The following is a 20,797-nucleotide window of genomic DNA, read 5'->3' as shown; positions in this document are numbered from 1 at the left end:
GAGAGAGACAAAGGGAGCCGATATGGCCTCGCTTAAAGAACTCAAGGATCGGATCGGGTCGGTCAAGTCGACTCAGAAGATCACCAAGGCCAAGCAGATGGTCGCTGCGGCCAAGCTGCGCCGTGCGCAGTCGGCTGCAGAAGCTGCACGCCCTTACGCAGAGCGGCTGGCATCGGTCATGGCCTCGCTCGCCACAAAGGTAAGCGGTGATAGCGCGCCCAAACTGCTGGCTGGCACTGGTTCCAACCAGAAGCACCTGCTTGTCGTTGTCAACACGGACAAGGGCCTGTGCGGCGGTTTGAATTCGAACATCGTCAAGGAAGCCAAGGCACAGGCAAAGCGCCTGATCGCAGAAGGCAAGGACGTGCAGTTCTACCTGATCGGCAAGAAAGGCCGCGCGCCAATCAAGCGTGACTATGCGAACAGGATCGCCAAGCATTTTGACACCTCTGCAGTCAAGAACGTCGGCTTTGAAGAAGCAGACGCTGCTGCAAACGAACTGATCGAAATGTTCGAGAGCGGTGCGTTCGATGTCGCGCATCTGGTATACCCGACTTTCAAATCTGCACTGGCGCAAGACCCGACCACAGTTCAACTGATCCCTGTTCCTTCACCAGAGGAAGCCGCGGGCGGTGACGCTGTGGTGGAGTATGAGCCAGGCGAAGAAGAAATTCTTGAAGAACTGCTGCCGCGCTATGTGAAAACGCAGATCTTCGGAGCGCTGCTCGAACGTGAGGCATCAGAGCAAGGCGCTTCGATGACAGCGATGGACAACGCGACGCGCAACGCAGGCGAACTGATCAACAAGCTGACGATCCAGTACAACCGCAGCCGTCAGGCCGCGATCACCACTGAACTTATTGAAATTATTGCAGGCGCAGAAGCGCTTTAAAGTCAAAGGCTAAGGAAAGACAAATGGCCACCGCACCCGTAATGAACAAAACCACCACTGGCACGATCAGCCAGGTCATCGGCGCTGTCGTCGACGTGACCTTCGAAGGCGAATTGCCAGCAATTCTTTCCGCACTGGAAACGACGAACGGCGACAAGACGCTGGTTCTGGAAGTTGCGCAGCACCTGGGTGAGAACACTGTCCGTACAATCGCGATGGACTCGACCGAGGGTCTGACCCGCGGTCAGGACGTGACCAACACCGGCGCGCAGATCTCTGTGCCAGTTGGCCCAAAGACGCTCGGCCGTATCATGAACGTTGTCGGCGAGCCGATTGATGAACGTGGCCCAATCGGTGCCGATATGAGCGCGCCGATCCACGCAGAAGCGCCTGAGTTCATCGACCAGTCGACCGAAGCATCGATCCTCGTCACCGGTATCAAGGTGATCGACCTTCTCGCGCCATACGCGAAGGGCGGTAAGATCGGCCTGTTTGGCGGTGCTGGTGTGGGCAAGACGGTTCTGATTCAGGAGCTGATCAACAACATCGCAAAGGGTCACGGCGGCGTGTCCGTTTTCGCCGGTGTTGGTGAGCGTACCCGCGAGGGTAATGACCTTTATCACGAATTCCTCGACGCAGGCGTTATCGCCAAGGACGCAGATGGCAATGCCATCAGCGAAGGCTCCAAGGTTGCGCTGGTCTTCGGCCAGATGAACGAGCCTCCAGGCGCACGTGCGCGTGTTGCTCTGTCAGGTCTGACCATGGCGGAATACTTCCGCGATCAGGAAGGCCAGGACGTTCTGTTCTTCGTCGACAACATCTTCCGCTTCACGCAGGCTGGTTCGGAAGTGTCCGCACTTCTCGGCCGTATTCCTTCGGCTGTGGGTTATCAGCCGACGCTGTCGACCGACATGGGTAACCTGCAGGAGCGCATTACCTCGACCACTAAGGGTTCGATCACCTCGGTTCAGGCGATTTACGTTCCTGCCGATGACTTAACCGACCCCGCACCTGCAACTTCGTTCGCTCACTTGGACGCGACGACCACGCTGTCACGCGCCATTTCGGAACTTGGTATCTATCCTGCGGTTGACCCGCTCGATTCGACCAGCCGCGTTCTCGAGCCGCGCGTTGTGGGTCAGGAGCACTATGAGACCGCTCGCCGCGTTCAGGAAACGCTGCAGAAGTACAAGTCGCTGCAAGACATCATCGCCATCCTCGGCATGGACGAGCTTTCGGAAGAAGATAAGCTGACCGTTGCGCGTGCGCGTAAGATCCAGCGCTTCCTCTCTCAGCCGTTCCACGTGGCTGAAGTTTTCACCAACATCCCTGGCCTGTTCGTGCAGCTCGAAGACACGATCAAGTCGTTCAAGGCTGTTGTTGATGGCGAATACGACCACCTGCCAGAGGCTGCCTTCTACATGGTTGGTGGCATCGACATGGCGGTTGAGAAGGCCAAGAAGCTGGCTGAGGAAGCCTAAGTCAGGCTAGGAAACAGAAAATGCCACTGCACTTTGAACTTGTAACACCGGAAAAGCTGGTTCGTTCGGAAGACGTCCACATGGTCGTTGTCCCAGGCAGCGAGGGCGAATTCGGTGTGTTGGAAGGCCACGCTCCTTTCATGTCGACAATCCGCGACGGCGCGGTTCAGGTCTTTGCCAAGGAAGGCGCAGAGGCAGAGAAGATCGAAGTACGCGGCGGCTTTGCCGAAGTGGGCGAGAATGGTTTGACTGTCCTTGCGGAACATGTCGAAGCTTGATCTCAGGCTTCGTTGAAGGATTTTGAAGGGGCGGCCGATCGGTCGCCCTTTTTCGTTGAAATCTCCTTCACATTCGACGCTGCAACCGCCACATAACCATCAACGGAATCCCCCAAGGAGAGGACATTTGAAACTTGTTTCGACAATCGCCCTGGCTGGTGTGCTTGCCATGACCGCTACCCCCGCAATCGCAGACGGCCACGGCCACAAGGACCACGAGCCTGAAGTCGCCGATGATGGCATCCCCGGCCCTGAGCAGGACCCCTATATCTGGCTGGAAGAAGCCCGCAGCGAAGAAGCGCTCGCATGGGTCCGCGCAGAGAATGAACGCACATTGGCGCATATGGAAGCCGACCCGCGCTTCGAAGCATTGAAGTCCGCCGCGCTGGCGATTTATGACAGCGAAGATCGCGTACCATACGTGTCATTCCGCCCGGACGGACTGTACAACTTCTGGCAGGACAAAGAGAATCCGAAGGGTCTGCTTCGCCGGACTACGCTTGAAAGCTACCAGACCGACGAACCCGAATGGGAAACCGTTCTGGACGTAGATGCTTTGGCCGCTGCAGAAGGCAAGGAGTGGGTATACAAGGGCTCGACCTGCCTGCCCCCTGCTCTCAATAAATGTATGATCGCGCTGTCTGACGGCGGTGAGGACGCGACCATCCTGCGTGAGTTTGACACTTCCACGAAGGAATTTGTCGAAGACGGGTTCGTGCTCGACCAAAAGAGCCAAGGTGGTATCCAATGGGTCGATGAAGACACCATGCTGGTATCGCGCAATTTCAGCGAAGAACTGCAAACCGAAAGCGAGTACCCTTTCACCACACGCATCTGGGCGCGTGGGACGTCGATCGACGAGGCAGAAGAGATCTTCCGCGGCGAACGCACTGACGTGTCATCAGGAGCTTACCTGCTGCGCGATAACGAAGCGACGGTACACGCCCGCCTCGCCTATCGCTCGGTCAGCTTCCACGAGACCGAATATTACACCGAGAAGGACGGTGAATGGCTCCCCCTCGATATTCCGTTGAAGGCCTCACCCTACGGCATCGTTGATGGTCAAATCCTCTACTCGACCGATGTTGACTGGGAAGTCCGCGGTGAGACCTTCCCGGCGGATAGCCTCGTCGCGATGGATCTTGAAGAGTGGAAAGCCGACCCGAATGGTGCCTCGAAGACGTTGGTATGGGCGCCCGAAGAACGCCAGACCAGGCGTGGCGGAGCCATCACTGGGAATTCACTGTTCGTGGGCATGCTCGACAATGTCGTTGGCAAGGTAGTCCAGTTTGATTTTGAGGGCGGTGAGTGGACCAGCAAAGAGGTTGATCTTCCCGGCAACGCAACCGTCGGTATTGCAGCGTCTTCTTCCGAGACGGACCAGATCATGTTCACCGTCACTGATTTCCTCAACCCGACCACGCTCTATTATTCGGATGGCGGCACTCCCGCTCCGCTAAAGCAATCGCCCAGCCGTTTTGACAAGACAGGCATGGAAGTGGAGCAACACGAGGCGACCAGCGCAGACGGGACCAAGATTCCGTATTTCATCGTCAAGCCTGAAGGTATGGAGATGGACGGTACCACCGCGACGCTGATGACTGGCTATGGCGGGTTCCAGGTTCCCCGCCTGCCCGGCTATCTCGGTACGACAGGCAAGCTGTGGCTTGAGAATGGCGGGGCATATGTACTCGCAAACCTGCGCGGGGGCGGTGAATTCGGTCCCGGCTGGCACCAAACCGCGATCCGCGAGAACAAGCAACGCACCTGGGATGACTTTATCGCGGTGGGTCAGGATCTGGTCGACAAGGGTTTCACCTCACCCCAGCATCTCGGCATTCAGGGCGGCAGCCAAGGTGGATTGCTGGTCGGCACGGCTTTCACACAGCGCCCCGACCTGTTTGGCGGCGCTATCGTACAGATCCCTCTGTTCGACATGCTCCGCTATCACCTGATCGGGCGCGGAGCCTCGTGGATCGGCGAATATGGCGATCCGCGAATTCCAGAGCAGCGCGAATGGATCGAAGGGTATTCTCCCTATCAGAAAATCGTGGAAGGCGTGGACTATCCCACTCCATTCCTATGGGCATCAACCGCGGATGACCGCACACACCCCGCCCACGCGCGCAAGGGCGCGGCAAAGCTCAAAGAGCTGGGTCAGCCCTACTGGTACTATGAAGATATGACCGGCGGCCATTCAGGCGGCGTCGACAATGAGCAACGGGCAAAGCTTCAGGCGCTGCAGTTCGTTTACCTGATGCAACAACTGATGGACAGCAACGAAGGCGAATAAGCGAATAAAACCAAATGATTAAGGGCGGCCTGTTCGGGTCGCCCTTTTCGTTTCAGGCTTACTCGGCAACAGGAATGAGCACTTCGTTGCGGCGATACTGAGGTGGAACCATCGGGCTGTCATAAAAGGCATATTCGGGCGCTCCGATAGGTTCGAGCCCTTGTTCCGCCATCCAGTCGCGCAATGCTTCTTCGGCAACTGCCAAGTTGCGATTGCTGCCATAACCCGCAAACCGGATCACCGCCATGCGGCGGGCTGCAACTTCGGTCAGCGTGATGTCTTCCGCGGCTTTAGGCAATGTTTCGAGCGTGTATTTGCGCGGCATCACGAAACGTGTGCGCCAGGCGCCCTCTCGACCGGGGTCTTGCATCACAGGTGATGTCATCGCGATCTCTTCAGCCTCATCAACAATAACCGGCGATGTCATCGTAATCGGCTCGCTCTGTGTATCGCTCTGATCGCGGCCAGGCCGTTCTTGCGCGAAGATATAAGCAGCCAAACGCCGGAACCCGGCATTCAGAGCGCGGCTGCGCGCGCCACGATGGGTAACTTCAGCGACCAGCATCGGATCGTAGGTGCGGACCTCGAAGCGGCCTTCTTCCATTTCAGTCTGATATGTCGGCTGCTCGTCCGCATCCTCTGCAAGGCTTGGCGCACTGAGCGCGCTCATCGCAGCTGCCGCCCAAAGGCCAAGACCCAGCTTTGTCTTCCGCATTTCGAAATCCCTGTTCGCTTTGCCAATCAGCGTTTGCGGGCAGTTGTGGTTCCCAAGAAGCATCACTGCGTAAGCTAACCTGGGTAACCTGATGCGGTTCATCGCACCGCTGGCACAGGCGATAGGCTGAGCCCAAAATCAACCATGTTTAGAAAGGCGAAATTAAGTCTCGCCGCCAATTTTCTCTTCGCAGGGGGGTATGATTGAATGTTGGAGAAAGTTGATGGCTTATGCCCCGCACGAAAATGTAAACGACGCAATCAAACGCGCGGGATTACCTGAATCGCATGATATTCACTGGTCTCAGGCCCGAAAAGAAGAAGTGGTCCGCGCGGTGCGTGACAAGCTGATTAGCTTTGACGAAGCGCGTTGGCGCTATCTGCTCAGCCATAGCGAGTTTCGCCAGTGGGAAGAGCAGGTGGATGCCCGCCATTCACGCAAAGTCGAGCCAAAGCAGCCGCTTGAGCTGCGAAATCGCGAACTCTCCAGAGGCGGAGAGCTCGAACAGGCTTGAGTACGGATCGTCACGCTGGCCGCCTGACGCAGCGCGCTATTTCCTGGTCGGCGCGTGAAAGTCAGGCGGCTTGGAACTGATCCACCTTATGAACTTGGCAATCTCCGGATGGGCGCGGATCACCCCCAGATCTGCGCCCATTCTTGCAAGCTCGGCATTGGTGAAGTTTGCATGGATCGCCTTGTGACAAATCGGATGGATCGGCACCGTTTCGCGTCCCTTCTTCGACTTGGGTATGGGATGGTGCCACTGGATACGCGTTTCCAGCGGCCGCTCGCATAGCCAGCAAGCGAGATCAGAGGTCTCGCTCACTTCCGCTTATCCCTTCTTCGCCGCTTTCTTCTTCTTCATTGCGTCGTGAAAGCGATCTGCCCAGCCAGGTTTGACGATCTGCTCGCCACGCACCATGCGCAAATCGCCTTCACTGACATCGCGGCTGACGGCGCTGCCCGCTGCCACAATCGCGTCCGCGCCAATCTTGACCGGCGCGATCAGCGAGCTGTTCGAACCGATAAAAGCGCGTGGCCCGATTTCGGTCTTGTACTTGAAATAGCCGTCATAATTGCAGGTGATGGTTCCCGCGCCGATATTGGCACCTTCGCCCACTGTTGCATCGCCTAGATAGGTGAGATGGCTAGCCTTGGCTCCTGGGCCAAGCGTTGCCTTCTTCATTTCCACGAAGTTGCCAACAAAGGCATTCTCTTCCAGCACGGCTCCTGGACGCAGCCGGGCAAAGGGACCGACTTGCGCGCCCTCCCCTATCTTGGCGCCTTCGATATGGCTGAAGCCCTTGATCCACGCTCCATCCGCGACGGAAACTCCGGGGCCGAAAACGACATTCGGTTCGACCGTGACATCTCGGCCCAGCTGCGTGTCATGGCTGAAGAAGACGGTTTCAGGGGCGATTAGCGTAACTCCGGCGGTCATCGCTGCTTCGCGCCGCGCAGCCTGCCACGCAGCTTCGGCAGCTGCCAATTCGCCGCGGCTGTTGATCCCGGTTACTTCTTCCGGATCATCGCATACCACCACCGCGCAGGTCCGCCCGTCTGCGATCACGATATTGACGATATCAGGCAGGTAGTACTCGCCTTGCGCATTCTCATTTTTGACTCGTGCAAGCAAACCGAACAGGTCCTCACTTCGGGCCGCAAGCAGCCCGGAATTGCACAGGCGGCAAGTACGTTCAGCTTCGTTTGCGTCCTTGAACTCCACCATCTTGCTAATGCTGCCGGCCTCATCCGCAATCACGCGGCCATAATGCCCGGGGTCACTCGGTTCGAAACCCAGAACCACTGAAGCCGGGCCATCATTGGCATGCAAACGCTCGAGCATTGCCCGCATAGTGCCCGGCCGCACGAAAGGCACATCGCCATACAACACCAACACGTCGCCGCTGAACCCTTCCAGCGCAACTTCCGCTTGCTGGACCGCATGGCCAGTGCCCAGTTGCGGCTCTTGCTTCACCGTTACGGCACGTTCTTTCAAGGCGGCTTCTATCTGTTCGGCCTTGTCGCCCACCACCACGACTGTGTGGGCAGGCGCCAGTTCTTGAAGCGAGCCGAGCAGATGATCGAGCATCGGCTGCCCCGCAATAGGGTGCAGGACCTTGTGCAGGTCAGATTTCATCCGAGTACCCTTGCCCGCGGCAAGAACGATAGCTGCTATATCTCTCATGTGGGCGATATGGCACCAAACGCTTGCGGTTTGAAGAACCATCCTCCACGGCGCGGTGCATGACTGATTTTCCTTTTGATGGCGTAGGCTTTGATCTCGATGGCACGCTGCTCGATACGTTTCGCGATCTCGGCGCAGCGGTGAACCACGCGCTTAAGCTTGGCGGGCTCAAGCCCGTTCCCGTAGATAGTTCGAAAGACCTGATCGGCGGCGGTGCGAAGATAATGCTGGCCAAGGCTGTCGAAGAGCAAGGCGGGATGCCAGAAGACGACTTCCGTGCGCTCTATAAGGAAATGCTGTGTTATTACGCCGAGCATAATGCAGTCTACACGGCACCATATCCGCATGCAGAGCGTGTTCTGGACGAGCTTACCATGCGCGGCGTCAGAATGGCGGTGGTGACCAACAAATTTGAAGAATTTGCGACCAAGATTCTGACTGAAATCGGCTTGGCACACCATTTCGTGGCGATCATCGGCGGGGATTCGATGGGCCGCGGCGAAGACGGAAGGTTTCTTGCCAAACCCGCACCCGACCCAGTCATCGAAGCGCAGAAACGCTGCGAAGCCGCTAGGTTCGTGTTTGTTGGCGACTCGACATATGATGTAAAAGCAGCACGAGGCGCCGGCGTGCCGGTTATTGGTGCCGCGTACGGGTATTGCGATCGCGACCCACAGGAGTTGGGTGCCAATGCTGTGATTGATTCGCTCGATGCACTGATTCCGGCTCTGGAGTCACTTTAGGCGTAAAGCATTGCCGTTACGGCATAGCGGCCATGCAACGCGCCTGTTGCAACGCAGCAAAGAAAGTGCCACGCAGTCGGCACATTACGTAAACGGAAGGCCACAGACGGCCTGACAAGCAGGAGAGAACCCCCATGAGCATCGACTTCAAGGACAAGGTAGCCATCGTCACGGGCGCAGGCGGCGGATTGGGCCGTGAATATGCGCTCGAACTCGCACGCCGCGGTGCGAAGGTCATAGTCAACGACCTCGGCGGCGCACGCGACGGCACAGGTCATTCGGACATGGCGCTGAAGGTGGTCGAGGAGATCGAAGCCATGGGCGGCGAAGCCATGTCGAACGGTGGCTCGGTCACCGAATACGATCAGATGGAAAAGATGGTCGCTGACGCCAAGCAGAAGTGGGGCGGCGTGCATGTGCTGATCAACAATGCGGGCGTGCTGCGTGACAAAACGTTCGCCAAAATGAGCCCCGAAGATTTCGAATTTGTCTTGAAGGTGCACCTTACCGGTTCGGCTTTCGTCACCAAGGCATGTTGGGAAACTTTCCGTGAGCAAGCTTACGGCCGCATCCTGATGACTGCATCGTCAACCGGTCTGTTCGGCAATTTCGGTCAGGCCAATTACGGGGCAGCGAAACTCGGCCTTGCGGGTCTCACCAAGACACTTCAGCTTGAAGGCGCGAAATACAACATCCGCGTCAACACGTTGTCACCGGTGGCCGGCACACGCATGACAGAAGACTTGTTCCCTGAAGAAGCCTTCAAACTGTTCGATCCGAAGAATGTCGTTCCTGCCGCGCTCTTCCTGGTGAGCGAAGATTCGCCCACCAATGCAATCGTCGGCGCTGGCGCTGGCGGCTTCCACAGCAGCTGGACTGTGATGAATGACGCTGTTTGGCTCAAGGACGAAGACCGCACGGTTGAAGGCTTCGCAGCAAATTGGGACAAGATCAGCGACTTTTCGAACCTCGTCGCGCCTCAGAGCGGCAGCGAGCAGAGCGCAAACATTCTCAAGGCAATGCAGAAAGTTACGGGCACGGGCCCTTCCAGCGCGCGTGGATAATTCGCTTTGATCATTGAAGCAGCAATCGGGGCGGGCGGCGGATTGGCGCTGCTCGCCCTTTTTGCGCGTATGGGGAACCGGGCGATTGCCGATAGCGGCTACATCGCATTGGTGGCGATGCTGGCCATTTATATCGGGGCTGAGCTGGTCACTGGTTCGCTCGCTTCGATCATAACAGAGATAGCAGTCACTTCAGCTGTGATCGTTCTCGCTCGCATCGCCATGATGCGATGGCCTCCAGCGATTGGGGGGTTTGTTTTGCTGCACGGATTGTACGACGCGTTTCTTGGAGCGGCGAGCGGCGTGGCAGCCTGGTATCCGCCGCTTTGTGCCGGGTTTGATGTGGTCGTAGGCGTCGGATTGGTTGTGGTCTTGCAGAGACGACGTTCCACCGCTTAAGACATCACTGTGTTGACACAGTAACACAGTGCGCCTATCTCGCTCTGATCAACAGGGAGAGGTACGCCTCATGTATACAGAAGACGATCTGCGACAGGCAGTAGCGAGCGGCGCAATCAGCGCCGATGCTGCTGATGCCTTGCGTAACTCGGTCAGGCAGACGCGAGAAGCGCCTGCGACTGACGAAGAACATTTCCGACTGATCAACAGCTTCAACGATATCTTCGTGACCATCGCAGCGGTGCTGCTGCTGGTTGCCATGGCAGGTATCGGGGACGCGCTGATTCCATCCAATGACGGGCCTTCAGCGCTTGCAGGCCTCCTAGTTGCCGGAGCGGCATGGGGCATGGCCGAGTATTTCACACGTCAGCGCCGTATGGCATTGCCCAGCATTGTGTTGTTGCTCGCCTTTGTTGGCGGCGTGTTTGCGACACTTCTCGGGCTCATTCTTGCCACCTTTGGCGGCGACAATTTCGGCCAGAACCAAGTGCTTGCCGGGCTACTTATCTCCGGTGCAACACTCGCAACCTCTGTCTCTGCCTACATTCACTGGCGGCGGTTTATGGTACCAATCACGGTCGCTGCGGGCGCGGCTGCGCTTGCTGCTACCGCGATTGCGCTGATCGTGACTGCGATTGGTCCGGGCACCGTTGGCGAGAATGTCTTGATCCCGCTGGTATTCGTCGCCGGCCTTGTCATCTTCAGCTTTGCCATGCGCTGGGACACCAGTGACCGCGAACGTCAGACCCGTCGCAGCGATGTCGCCTTCTGGCTACATCTACTGGCTGCGCCAATGATCGCGCACCCACTGTTCCATTGGCTAGGCGTGACCGGCGGCGAGAATATTGGCCTTGGCGCCGCAATTGGCGTGTTGGTCGTTTACATCGCGATGGGCATTGTTGCGCTTGCGATTGATCGCCGCGCGCTGCTTGTTTCGGCCCTCGCCTATGTACTTGCTGCGCTGACATTCCTTTTCGATCGTTTTGGTGCCGTGGAACTGAATGTGGCTCTCACCGCGCTTGTGATCGGTTCAGCGCTGCTGACACTGTCGGCTTTCTGGACCCCGATCCGCCGCGCGGTGGTGCGCCCACTGCCACAAGACCTACAGTCAAGGCTGCCAATTACCGCAGCGGCAGCATAATACTCGAGCACTCTCGAGGTTAGACCGGAAAGGGCTCGTGCATTGCCGCGGGCCCTTTTCGCATAAGCTAGATTGTTTAGCTGTCGACTGCCTTCACCAGCCGCCGTTCAACCGGAGCCAGAACATTGGCGAGATCGTGCCCCCGTTTGAGCACCTGACCGTGTTCACCAAACAGCGTCCACATGCCCTGCTTGTTTCGCAACGCAGGGCGTTTCTCGACAAGGGTCTGCGGGTGCTCTGCAGTGCGGCGAAACGCCGCAAACGTCGCTACGTCCTTCGTAAAATCCATCGCGTAATCGCGCCATTCACCGGCCGCGACCATACGGCCATAGAGATCCAGAATGCGTTGAAGTTCTTCGCGGTCAAAGCCGACCTGATTGGGAACGCGCCCGGGGAATGCAACAACAGAGCCGGGCTGGCCGGAGCGCATTCCCGAATTCATCAATCGTCAGTCCCGCTTCGCGGCGGCAATGATTTCGGTTGGCGTTCAGCTTTCAACGCGTCCAGTTCAGCCTTCAGGGCAATCAATTCGCCTTCCAGCTTCTCTATACAGTCGATCCGGTTACCTTCCGCATCTTCGCACTCGGGCGTCATGCCATATGGAATGAATTCCTTTATCCACTCTTCTGCCGGCACAAGAGTTGAGCGCGCCTTCACCCCCACCATGGTGGCACCAGCTGGTACATCCTCCATCACGACTGCATTGGCGCCAACGCGTGCCCGATCGCCAAGTGTTATGGGACCGATGATTTGCGCACCTGAACCGATGATCACATTGTCCCGAATGGTCGGGTGCCGCTTGCCACCCTTACCGTTAGTGGGGTTTGTGCCGCCCAGAGTGACGTTCTGATAAATTGTCACATTGTCGCCAATTTCCGCAGTCTCACCGATCACTGTGAAACCGTGATCAATGAAAAAATTGCGCCCGATTTCGGCACCGGGGTGGATATCAATCGCTGTTAGAAAGCGCGAAAAATGATTGATCATCCGTGCCAGAAAATAGAGCTTGGCTTCGTACAGCCAGTGGGCAACGCGATGCAGACCGAGCGCCCAAACACCTGGATAAAAAAGGATTTCCCAACGCGAACGCGGTGAAGGATCGCGCGCCTTGATTGAGTCCAAATAGGCTTTGAGCCGGTCGAACATAATTAAATACTCCCACCAAACGGCCTTCAAAGCAAGCGTGCCTGCTCCGGACCGCGTGTGGCTTCTAATGCGTCCCGCCATAGCGACATGGTGGCTGGCACCTTGCGTTCAAGGCTCAGCCTGTCGATTGCAACGACGAGTCGCTCAATTCCGGCGAAGCTGCGCTCCGCCCGCGGGACGAGATAATCGATTGCGCCGTCGGCCAGAGCAAGGCCGCGCTGCTCTGCGATAGCCTCGATCAGATGCGCTGCCATTTCATCGTCAGGGACACCTATCTCCAGCTGCAGCGACCCTCCCAGCCGTGAGCGCAAATCAGGCAGATCCATTTCCCAAGGTTGACTGTCAGAGATCAACAACAGGTGCTCGCGCGATTCCTGCACCCGGTTCCAGCGATGAAATAATTCCGCCTCGTCCAGTGTATCGGCACCGTCGATAACGGTGATACCCTGGCTTTCAGCCCACTTGCCAAGCAATGACTTGCCCGACCGTTCGGGTCCAGTCAGCACCGCGGTACTGAACGGCCAGTCCTTGGTGTTGGCCAATGCCTTGTAAGCGCGTTGATTCGCGTTGCCGATCACGATCCGGCTTGCTTCTCCCGATCCGGGAAGTGTCAATGGAAGGGCGATCTGAGACGGCATAGCCAGGCCTTGCCGCTCCTAGCGAGATATAGCGAGCGCGTCGGCGCCTTGCGTCACGTTGTACCCGCGCTCGCGAAGTCCCGCGGCGAGTGCATCGATTGACCCACCAAAACTGACTCGCATGACCGACGTGCCGCCAAATGCCAGACTGGTGGTGGTCGCCCCACGCACTCCCGGGACGCTACGCACGGCTGCAAGCGTGGCATCAATCGATGCCGCATCCGGGCTGGCGAATTGCACTATGTAAGAATTGATAATCGCAGGGGCGGGTGTGGCAGGTGTTGGCACAGCAATGACAGGATCAAGCTCACCTGCTTCGATCGCCGCCTCTCGCGCTTCTATGGCTCGACCGATCTCTATCAGCCGTGCGAGCGCGGGATCCATTTCACCACTGGTGTCGAAATCCAGCGTCGGGTCGGGTCGCAACATTCCTTCGCTCAACGCATTCTCATAGATTGCATCAAACCGTCGTACCGCCTGACTCAACATCGCAGGCAATGCCTCCGGAGAATCGGCTGTCATGCTGAACCCGTCCAGATAACGACTGTCGGGCCCGTATCGCGCTGTGAAAGTACCTTCCACAGGACCACCGGGATAGGTGTATGCCAACCGTGCAGTAGGCACCAGCACATCTGCTGCTCCAAACTGATCAAGGATAACCCGCCACCAAGTACGGCTGCGACGCATGGTCTGGCCATGGTTGAGCAGCAGCGAATCACCTCCCGCTCCTGCAGGACGGACATAGTTTATCCGGCTCGTTCCCGGATTGAATTCAGCCCAAGCGCGCTGCCACGGATTGCGCACCTCATACATAGTATAAGTTCCCGCGCTGGCCGTGACCGGCAACAACAACATCGGTGCAGATGGCCTACCGTTAGCCCCGCCGCCCAGATACTGGCCCGCACGATTACGGTCGAAAATGACCCCCAGACTTGCCTGATAACGGCGCGGCCCGACAAGCTCGCGCTCAATCACGACAGCAGAGACCATCGCTTCGATCTCTGCGTCTGGCAAGGCAGGGCCGTCCAGCCGCTGCCACGCAAGACGTTGAGCCAATTTCCACCCGGCCGCACGTGCTTCCTCTGCGGAGCTGCCACGTACATCGACGTCAATTCCCGCTACATCGATATCGCTGCTTGAAGCGACCGGCGCGATACCGCGATCTCCGGTAATTTGCGCGGTCAGTGTGGCAAGACCCACAGCAAGAGCAACCAGCGCAGCGAGTATCAATGCGCCACGCACAAAACGGCGGCTCGAAAGCGGGGGCGTCAGTCGCATAAAGGCATTTGTTGCAGTCATCGGGGAAAAGCTGATGCCTTTTGCCTAAAGGCGAGTGGAATTCCAAGCGCGAAAGGCTAAAGCGGTGAACATTATGGCCAATCAAAATCCGCCAGAGAGCTATACCTATGAACATGCCGGTGTCTCAATTGACGCAGGCAACCGTCTGGTAAAGGCCATCGGTCCGTTAGTAAAAGCGACTATGCGCACCGGTGCGGATGGCGAAATCGGCGGTTTCGGAGGCTTCTTTGATCCGAAAGCGGCCGGCTACAAGGACCCGCTGCTTGTCGCCGGAAATGACGGCGTCGGCACAAAGCTGAAGCTGGCGATCGACCATGACAAGCACGATACCGTCGGTATCGATCTGGTCGCGATGTGCGTCAACGATCTGATCGTACAAGGTGCAGAACCGCTTTTCTTTCTCGACTATTTTGCGACGGGAAAGCTTGAGAACGGCGTGGCCGAGCGTGTGATCGCAGGCATCGCCGAGGGCTGCAAGCAAGCTGGCTGCGCGCTGATCGGCGGCGAAACCGCTGAAATGCCGGGCATGTATGCGCAGGGCGACTATGATCTTGCAGGCTTCTGTGTCGGTGCGGTCGAACGCGGTGAGCAGTTGACCGGTGAGAAGGTCGCGCCCGGGCATGTGCTTATCGCGCTCGCTTCTTCAGGTGTTCATTCAAATGGCTATTCGCTGGTGCGGCGGCTTGCTGCCGACAAGGGATGGAAGCTGGACCGTCCCGCGCTATTCGATTCAGAGCGCCTGCTGATCGACACGCTGATCGAACCCACACGCATTTATGTCGCATCGCTTTTGCCGCTGGTGCGCGAAGGATTGATCGACGGAATGGCGCATATCACCGGGGGCGGATTGTTAGAGAACATCCCGCGCGTTCTGCCCAAAGGTGCACATGCGATGGTTGATGCTGACAGTTGGGATCAGCCGCGCCTGATGGCTTTCCTGCAAGCACAGGGAAATATCGAACCGGCTGAAATGGCGCGCACATTCAATTGCGGCACAGGGATGGTCCTTGCGGTCGCTCTGGATCATCAGGATACGGTCCTAGAACGGCTGGCAGATGCAGCCGAGACCGCCTTCGTCATCGGCGCAATCGAAGCGGGCGAGCGGGGTTGCACCGTCAAAGGCAGCCAAGGGACATGGTCCGCCATGTCTGATTGGGAAGCAACGCACCTTGCCTAAGGCGAAGGTTGCCATCTTCATTTCCGGTGGCGGCACCAATATGGCTGCGCTGCTCTATGCAAGCCGCTTGGCTGAATGCCACTACGAAGTTGTCTTGGTCGCAAGCAACCAGGAGGATGCCGCAGGGCTGAAATTGGCCAAGATCGAAGAGATCGCGACATTTGCCCATTCGCACAAAGGCATGGAGCGCGCCGAGCACGACGCGGTGATGGAGCGCGCGGCGCAGGATGCGGGCGCGGAATACATCGTTTTGGCCGGATACATGCGCATCATGTCCGAAGAGTTTGTCTCGCGCTGGACGGGCAAGATAATCAATATCCACCCATCGCTGCTGCCCAAATACAAGGGGCTAGACACGCATCGGAGGGCGATCGACGCGGGCGACAGCCATGGCGGCGCGACCGTTCATCTGGTGACGCCGGAACTTGATTCCGGGGCAATTCTTGAGCAAGTCAAAGTGGCAATCGTACCAGGCGACACGCCTGAAACCTTGGCCGAGCGGGTCAAACTGGCCGAGCATCAACTCTACCCCCGCGCGCTGTCGGCTTATGTGGCCAGCAAAGAGACAGTTCACGATTGAACATGGCTGCGCACCCACCCGAACGCCCGCATCCCCTTGCAAGAACGCCATTGATCGACAAGGCATGCGCCGCGCTGGAAAAGGCATGGTCCAAGGGTATTCCGCCGCCGCTGATTGATCCGGACGATCTGTGGCGCCGCGCGGCCAAGGGCACGAACATCGCCGCTGAACATGGCGGGCGCAGCCAGGAAGACATCATTGATTTTCGCGAACGGTTGCATGTCCTTTGTGATGCGGTTCTGACCGAAGCGCGCCTTAACGCGCTCGGCAAGACCATGGCGCACGGGCAGATCGTGCGGGTGATCAAGCAAAGGCTCGGATTAGGGCAGCTTTGGTCGGACAAGCCCGACCTGCTCGACACACAGCTAGCCCCGCCAATCATCGTGGTCGGACAAATGCGCAGCGGGACTACCCGCATTCATCGCTTGCTGGCGGCTGATCCGGCGCATAGCGCCACGCGGTTCTGTGACAGCTGGTATCCGGTCCCACGCAAGATCGACATGCGCCCGCTTTGGGGCGGGATGATGCTGGCGATGGCTCGCAAACTGGACCCGTGGATTGATTCGCTCCACCCGATGGGTTCACAGCGTGCTGAAGAGGAACTGGGCTGGCTTGCGAGCGCGCTGGGCCACAGCACATACGATACGCAATGGCGCGTGCCGAGCTTTACCCGTTTTTGCGAAGAGCGCGATGCGATGGCGCTCTATCGCGAGTTTGCCCGCATTCTCAAGACGGATGCCGCGCATCATGGTAATGCCGAAAGACCTCGTGTGCTGAAAGTTCCGCAATTCGCCGAAGAACTTTCGGCGCTGCTCGCGCAGTTCCCGGACGCCCGGCTAGTGGTGGCAAACCGTCAAGACGACGATGTCTTGCACAGCTCGATGTCAGTCGTGGCCAATCAAATGACGATCCAGAGCAACAATGTTGATCTGGATTGGGTCGAGGCGGAGTGGCGGCGCAAGCTGAAGCTTCGCCACTCGCGCGTTCAAGCAGCACTAGCCGATTTTGACGGCGCCATCGCGCACGTCCACTTTGACGAATTGGGCGCAGATTGGGAAAGCGAAATCGCGCGAATCTACAACGAACTGGATCTCGAACTGACACCACAGGCACGCGCCGCCATGGCTAAGGAAATGGCTAGCAGCGAAGGCGGCGCGCACAGCACACACGCCGCCCAGTTACAAGGCTTTCGATCCGACGCGGCAGCCTGAGGTGGCCTAGGAAACCTTACCGATGCCTGGAAGGAATGCCCCCACCCGTTTGCGGTATTCGGCGTATTGCTCGCCAAACACATCGAGCAGGTCGCGCTCCTCATAGGATATCCCGATCACGATGTAGATCGTGAACCCAGCGGCCATGAAGGCATGACTGTAAGTCATATCGGGCGTTGCCCACAGCCCCAGAAAGAAGCCGGTGTAAAGTGGATGCCGAACCAGTTTATAGAATAACGGCGTACGCATCTGAGGTGGCGACGCATTCTTTCCTGTCAGATTGTGCCACGCTTGCTGCAATCCGAACAATTCGAAATGATTGAGCAGGAAAGTCGACAGCAGAAGGATTGCCCAGCCAAGCCAGAACACAGTCCAGATTGCGGTCCGCGCGGCCTCGTTCTGGATTGACCAGATGGTCCCATCTATCGGGTGCCAAAAATGGAACAGTGCGCCTAACACCAAAACGGTGGCGAGTAGGTAAAAGCTACGCTCTACCGGCGCGGGAATTACCTTCGTCCAACCTTCCTTGAAACCGGGCCGTGCCATTACCGTGTGTTGAACGCCGAACAATGCGATCAAGCCAGTATTGACCATAATAGCAGTGACCAGCGACCCCTCTCTGCCCTTGTCGACCGTAAGAGGCATGAAATCGAACGCGCCGACCCAACCAATCAGAAATAGAAGTGCTGCAACGGCGGCAGCATAAAATGTCAAAGAAACCAGCATCAGCAGCAATCTGCCCATGATTCCCTCCCCCAGAACCATTCAGGCGACCCATTGCGGAGATAGCCGATTGTTTATTGGAGCGCGAATCTGGATCTCAAACCATTGAATCAAAAAGGCCCCGCGGCATTTCTGCTGCGAGGCCTCTTGAACAATTCGCTTGCGTGCGAGCTTAGCCGACGATTTCCTCGGGCTTGAAGAAGAAGTCGATTTCGATCTTCGCATTCTCTTCACTGTCCGAACCGTGGACCGAGTTCTCGCCGATCGACAGCGCGTGTTCCTTGCGGATCGTGCCTTCAGCAGCTTCGGCAGGGTTTGTCGCACCCATAATGTCGCGATTGCGCTTCACAGCGTCTTCGCCCTCGAGAACTTGAACGACGACCGGCTCGCTCATCATGAACTCAACGAGCTCGCCGAAAAAGGGGCGTTCTTTGTGAACTGCGTAAAAGCCTTCGGCCTGTTCGCGGGTCATGAGGATCCGCTTCGATGCCACAACGCGCAGGCCGGCATCTTCTAGCATTTTGGTGATCGCGCCTGTGAGATTACGCTTGGTAGCGTCAGGTTTGATGATCGAGAATGTGCGGGTAACCGCCATGGTAAGTGTTCCTTGCGAATATTGAGGGGTATTTTTGGTTGCGCGCGCCACTAGCGCTGAGTTGCGTCAACTGCAAGCTTTAGCGAGCCGTGCGGAAACTTACGCGCCCGCGCGCCAGCGCCCGTTTTCATCCTGCTTGTGTATCTCGCGAGTAACATCCTCGACGCTATCCAGTTCACGCCACAGCCCGCGTGCGGCTTCCGTCGCCTCAGCACCGAACAACAGCAGCGCCCGATCAAACTTCAACGCATCCGCGCGCCATTTTCCGTCGACGAACATCACCATGCTTGCGCCATTCACTGCATCCATGCTGCCCGAAAGCAGGATTGGTTGATTTTCGGCATGCGCTGCATCAGCCTGGCCATTGGCGAGGAACTCTTCCGCCCCCCCGCGCCACAGCTCCCTGCTGATTGCGGCGCGCTGGCCTGGATTTTCGCTGACGATTAGTAAACGCTTGCCTGCCTGCATCACCTTTCGCGCAAGCATCACAGCGACCTGTTCTACCGGGTCACGGCTAAGCTGGTAAAAGTCGACACGTGTACTCAAGAACTCGATCCCTTGGATCTGCGGCAACGCTCGGAACAGTAAAGCACGTTTTCCCAGTCACGCTCCCACTTCTTTCGCCACGTGAAAGGCAGCCCGCAATGCGCACAAATCTTGCTCGGCAGCTCAGACTTTTTGCGCATGCGTGCCATTCTTCAGTACCATCGCTCCGTCAATTGAAGGCAGGCAAATTACCCCTCAGCCGTGTTTCGAATGAAGGTGTCGAGCAACCGCGCACCATAACCTGTTGCGCCTTTATCCCAGGTACGACCCGGCTTGTCTGACCAGACCATGCCCGCGATATCCAGATGCGCCCAAGGCGTATCATTCTCGATAAAGCGTTGCAGGAACTGCGCCGCTGTGATCGATCCACCTTCGCGCGGGCCGATGTTCTTCATGTCGCAGATCGGCGAGTTGATCAGCTTGTCATATTCCGCGCCCAGCGGCAGACGCCACAGTTTGTCGCCCACCTGCTTACCGGCCGCTGCCAGATCATCAGCCAAATCGTCATCATTGGCGAACATGCCGCCATGTTCCTTGCCCAAGGCGATCAACATCGCGCCTGTCAACGTAGCAAGATCAACGATTCGCGAGGGCTTGAAAGTCCTCTGCGTCCAAGTCAGCGCGTCGCACAGCACCAGCCGCCCTTCAGCGTCGGTATTGAGCACCTCAATCGTTTGTCCGCTCATCGAAGTTACAATATCGCCGGGGCGCTGCGCATTGCCATCCGGCATGTTTTCAACCAGGCCGACGACGCCGACAATGTTGGCCTTGGCCTTACGCTTGACCAGTGCGAGCATGGCGCCTGCGACCGCGCCAGAGCCGCCCATGTCCCATTTCATGTCCCACATGCCAACAGGAGGCTTCAGTGAGATGCCGCCCGTATCGAAGGTCACACCTTTGCCGACGAATGCAATTGGCGCTTCGCCTTCCTTGCCGCCATCCCACTTGATCGCGAGAATACGCGAAGGCTGTTCACTGCCTTGACCCACGCCAAGCAGCGCGCCCATGCCGAGTTCTGCCATCTGTTCTTCATCAAGCACGATCAACTCGGCACCGGTGCCTGCAAAGCGATCTTTGCACAGCTCAACAAAGCTTACAGGGTAAAGTTTGTTAGGTGGCTCGGCGGCGAGATGGCGGCTGAATTCTGTGCCTTCCGCGACAGCTGCCGCGTCTTCCCATGCCCCCTCTGTTCCAGCCGGAGCGTTCACCACCGTAACCTGACTCAAGGATTTCTTCTGCTCATCTTTCAGCTTTGTGCGGTATGCGTCATGCCGCCAGCTACGAAGGCGCAATCCCAACAACACCGATGCTGCGCCCGCTGCATCCAGATCGCTGCTCGCAAAATCCAGCACCAGATCGCGTTCGCCAGATGTTAGATATTTCGCCGCCAGCACCGCACCGGCTTTCTCCAATGCCTCCTCGCGTCTATGCGGCTCCGCGTCTGGATTTCCAGCTCCAGCCAAGGCGACCCGCACAACCTTGTCCTCGCGCTCAACGAACCCCTCAAAGAACTGGCCGGGACTACCTTTGAAGCGAGCAGCCGCCGCACCTTCGACAATTGCACGTTCAAGCCGGGTTGGCAGATCATCCTTGTTTGCGATGTAGGCAATCAGGCTGGTATCTGCGGGTGAAGTATCGGAAAACTGGATTTGCATGATGGCTCCGGACAGGTTTTCTGCGAGTGCTTA

General features: G+C 57.7%; 24 protein-coding genes. 12 read left to right on the top strand and 12 right to left on the bottom strand.

Annotation, left to right across the window (positions count from 1 at the left end):
- Positions 1-22: 22 nt before the first annotated feature.
- The 4 genes from A6F69_RS05870 (at position 23) to A6F69_RS05855 (ending at position 4,944) form a co-directional block, all read left to right on the top strand.
- Entirely contained in the window at positions 23-892 is an 870-nt protein-coding gene (locus A6F69_RS05870; protein ID WP_067598573.1) for a F0F1 ATP synthase subunit gamma, read from the top strand.
- A gap of 23 nt (positions 893-915) precedes the next feature.
- A complete protein-coding gene (gene atpD / locus A6F69_RS05865) occupies positions 916-2,373 on the top strand; it encodes a F0F1 ATP synthase subunit beta (RefSeq protein WP_067598570.1) in 1,458 nt (485 codons plus the stop codon).
- A 20-nt stretch (positions 2,374-2,393) separates the two neighbouring features.
- Positions 2,394-2,651 (top strand): ATP synthase F1 subunit epsilon, encoded by a 258-nt coding sequence (locus tag A6F69_RS05860; protein ID WP_067598567.1) that lies wholly within the window; start codon positions 2,394-2,396, stop codon positions 2,649-2,651.
- 127 nt (positions 2,652-2,778) lie between these two features.
- Positions 2,779-4,944, top strand: coding sequence for a prolyl oligopeptidase family serine peptidase (locus A6F69_RS05855; RefSeq protein WP_342669874.1), 2,166 nt, complete (start codon positions 2,779-2,781; stop codon positions 4,942-4,944).
- Positions 4,945-5,002: 58 nt separating this feature from the next.
- On the opposite strand, the gene A6F69_RS05850 is transcribed toward A6F69_RS05855, so the two are convergent.
- Positions 5,003-5,659, bottom strand: coding sequence for an SOUL family heme-binding protein (locus A6F69_RS05850; protein WP_067602605.1), 657 nt, complete (start codon positions 5,657-5,659; stop codon positions 5,003-5,005).
- Positions 5,660-5,882: 223 nt separating this feature from the next.
- On the opposite strand from A6F69_RS05850, the gene A6F69_RS05845 reads away from it, so the two are divergent.
- Complete coding sequence (locus A6F69_RS05845) at positions 5,883-6,173, top strand: DUF1153 domain-containing protein (protein WP_083984844.1); 291 nt, start codon at positions 5,883-5,885, stop codon at positions 6,171-6,173.
- 36 nt (positions 6,174-6,209) lie between these two features.
- On the opposite strand, the gene A6F69_RS05840 is transcribed toward A6F69_RS05845, so the two are convergent.
- Both A6F69_RS05840 and glmU read right to left on the bottom strand, forming a co-directional pair.
- Positions 6,210-6,485 (bottom strand): HNH endonuclease, encoded by a 276-nt coding sequence (locus tag A6F69_RS05840; RefSeq protein WP_067598558.1) that lies wholly within the window; start codon positions 6,483-6,485, stop codon positions 6,210-6,212.
- Positions 6,486-6,491: 6 nt separating this feature from the next.
- On the bottom strand, positions 6,492-7,847 hold the full coding sequence (gene glmU, locus A6F69_RS05835; RefSeq protein WP_067598555.1) for a bifunctional UDP-N-acetylglucosamine diphosphorylase/glucosamine-1-phosphate N-acetyltransferase GlmU: 1,356 nt from the start codon (positions 7,845-7,847) through the stop codon (positions 6,492-6,494).
- A 59-nt stretch (positions 7,848-7,906) separates the two neighbouring features.
- Here glmU and A6F69_RS05830 point away from each other — a divergent pair, with 59 nt between their 5' ends.
- The 4 genes from A6F69_RS05830 (at position 7,907) to A6F69_RS05815 (ending at position 11,194) form a co-directional block, all read left to right on the top strand.
- Positions 7,907-8,590 carry an HAD-IA family hydrolase gene (locus A6F69_RS05830; protein ID WP_067598552.1) on the top strand — a complete coding sequence of 228 codons (684 nt, stop codon included), beginning with the start codon at positions 7,907-7,909 and terminating at the stop codon, positions 8,588-8,590.
- 134 nt (positions 8,591-8,724) lie between these two features.
- Positions 8,725-9,654, top strand: a complete 930-nt coding sequence (locus A6F69_RS05825) for an SDR family NAD(P)-dependent oxidoreductase (protein ID WP_067598550.1) — start codon at positions 8,725-8,727, stop codon at positions 9,652-9,654.
- Positions 9,655-9,660: 6 nt separating this feature from the next.
- Entirely contained in the window at positions 9,661-10,053 is a 393-nt protein-coding gene (locus tag A6F69_RS05820; protein ID WP_067598548.1) for a hypothetical protein, read from the top strand.
- Between the two features lie 70 nt (positions 10,054-10,123).
- The gene (locus tag A6F69_RS05815; RefSeq protein ID WP_067598545.1) at positions 10,124-11,194 is read left to right on the top strand and encodes a hypothetical protein; all 1,071 of its coding nucleotides are present in this window, start codon (positions 10,124-10,126) and stop codon (positions 11,192-11,194) included.
- 76 nt (positions 11,195-11,270) lie between these two features.
- Here the strand turns inward: A6F69_RS05815 and A6F69_RS05810 are convergent, their stop codons facing one another.
- Genes A6F69_RS05810 through A6F69_RS05795 form a run of 4 tightly spaced genes read right to left on the bottom strand, consistent with a single transcriptional unit; the run spans position 11,271 to position 14,277 of the window.
- Complete coding sequence (locus A6F69_RS05810) at positions 11,271-11,636, bottom strand: DUF2794 domain-containing protein (protein WP_144573756.1); 366 nt, start codon at positions 11,634-11,636, stop codon at positions 11,271-11,273.
- Positions 11,636-12,340, bottom strand: a complete 705-nt coding sequence (epsC, locus tag A6F69_RS05805) for a serine O-acetyltransferase EpsC (RefSeq protein WP_067598542.1) — start codon at positions 12,338-12,340, stop codon at positions 11,636-11,638. The genes A6F69_RS05810 and epsC overlap by 1 nt, the downstream gene beginning before the upstream one ends.
- Positions 12,341-12,366: 26 nt before the next feature.
- Entirely contained in the window at positions 12,367-12,978 is a 612-nt protein-coding gene (locus tag A6F69_RS05800; protein ID WP_067598540.1) for a P-loop NTPase family protein, read from the bottom strand.
- A gap of 18 nt (positions 12,979-12,996) precedes the next feature.
- Positions 12,997-14,277, bottom strand: coding sequence for a heavy-metal-associated domain-containing protein (locus tag A6F69_RS05795; RefSeq protein WP_245638304.1), 1,281 nt, complete (start codon positions 14,275-14,277; stop codon positions 12,997-12,999).
- Positions 14,278-14,350: 73 nt separating this feature from the next.
- Between A6F69_RS05795 and purM the strand changes: the two genes are divergently transcribed.
- From purM to A6F69_RS05780, 3 genes are read left to right on the top strand one after another with little or no spacing between them, the layout of a single operon-like run.
- Positions 14,351-15,454 (top strand): phosphoribosylformylglycinamidine cyclo-ligase, encoded by a 1,104-nt coding sequence (purM, locus tag A6F69_RS05790; protein WP_067598536.1) that lies wholly within the window; start codon positions 14,351-14,353, stop codon positions 15,452-15,454.
- On the top strand, positions 15,447-16,034 hold the full coding sequence (purN, locus tag A6F69_RS05785; protein WP_169816525.1) for a phosphoribosylglycinamide formyltransferase: 588 nt from the start codon (positions 15,447-15,449) through the stop codon (positions 16,032-16,034). Before purM ends, purN begins: the two co-directional genes overlap by 8 nt.
- A 50-nt stretch (positions 16,035-16,084) precedes the next feature.
- Positions 16,085-17,245: a sulfotransferase family protein gene (locus A6F69_RS05780; protein WP_245638303.1), complete on the top strand. Its 1,161-nt coding sequence runs from the start codon at positions 16,085-16,087 to the stop codon at positions 17,243-17,245.
- Between the two features lie 6 nt (positions 17,246-17,251).
- On the opposite strand, the gene mddA is transcribed toward A6F69_RS05780, so the two are convergent.
- The 5 genes from mddA to A6F69_RS05760 all read right to left on the bottom strand — a co-directional run bounded on the left by mddA (position 17,252) and on the right by A6F69_RS05760 (position 20,764).
- Positions 17,252-17,989: a methanethiol S-methyltransferase gene (gene mddA / locus A6F69_RS05775; RefSeq protein ID WP_067598531.1), complete on the bottom strand. Its 738-nt coding sequence runs from the start codon at positions 17,987-17,989 to the stop codon at positions 17,252-17,254.
- A gap of 151 nt (positions 17,990-18,140) precedes the next feature.
- Positions 18,141-18,563 carry a nucleoside-diphosphate kinase gene (gene ndk, locus A6F69_RS05770; RefSeq protein WP_067598527.1) on the bottom strand — a complete coding sequence of 141 codons (423 nt, stop codon included), beginning with the start codon at positions 18,561-18,563 and terminating at the stop codon, positions 18,141-18,143.
- 99 nt (positions 18,564-18,662) lie between these two features.
- On the bottom strand, positions 18,663-19,109 hold the full coding sequence (locus A6F69_RS05765; RefSeq protein ID WP_083984707.1) for a DNA polymerase III subunit chi: 447 nt from the start codon (positions 19,107-19,109) through the stop codon (positions 18,663-18,665).
- Entirely contained in the window at positions 19,106-19,258 is a 153-nt protein-coding gene (locus tag A6F69_RS12945) for a DUF2256 domain-containing protein (RefSeq protein WP_083984706.1), read from the bottom strand. Before A6F69_RS12945 ends, A6F69_RS05765 begins: the two co-directional genes overlap by 4 nt.
- A 39-nt stretch (positions 19,259-19,297) precedes the next feature.
- Positions 19,298-20,764, bottom strand: a complete 1,467-nt coding sequence (locus A6F69_RS05760; RefSeq protein ID WP_067598525.1) for a leucyl aminopeptidase — start codon at positions 20,762-20,764, stop codon at positions 19,298-19,300.
- Between the last annotated feature and the right edge of the window lie 33 nt (positions 20,765-20,797).

The sequence above is a fragment of the Altererythrobacter ishigakiensis genome (assembly GCF_001663155.1).
Taxonomy (GTDB): Bacteria; Pseudomonadota; Alphaproteobacteria; order Sphingomonadales; family Sphingomonadaceae; genus Erythrobacter; species Erythrobacter ishigakiensis.
The sequence above is the reverse complement of the archived record's forward strand: the minus strand, read 5'-3'. Positions and strand labels throughout refer to the sequence as shown.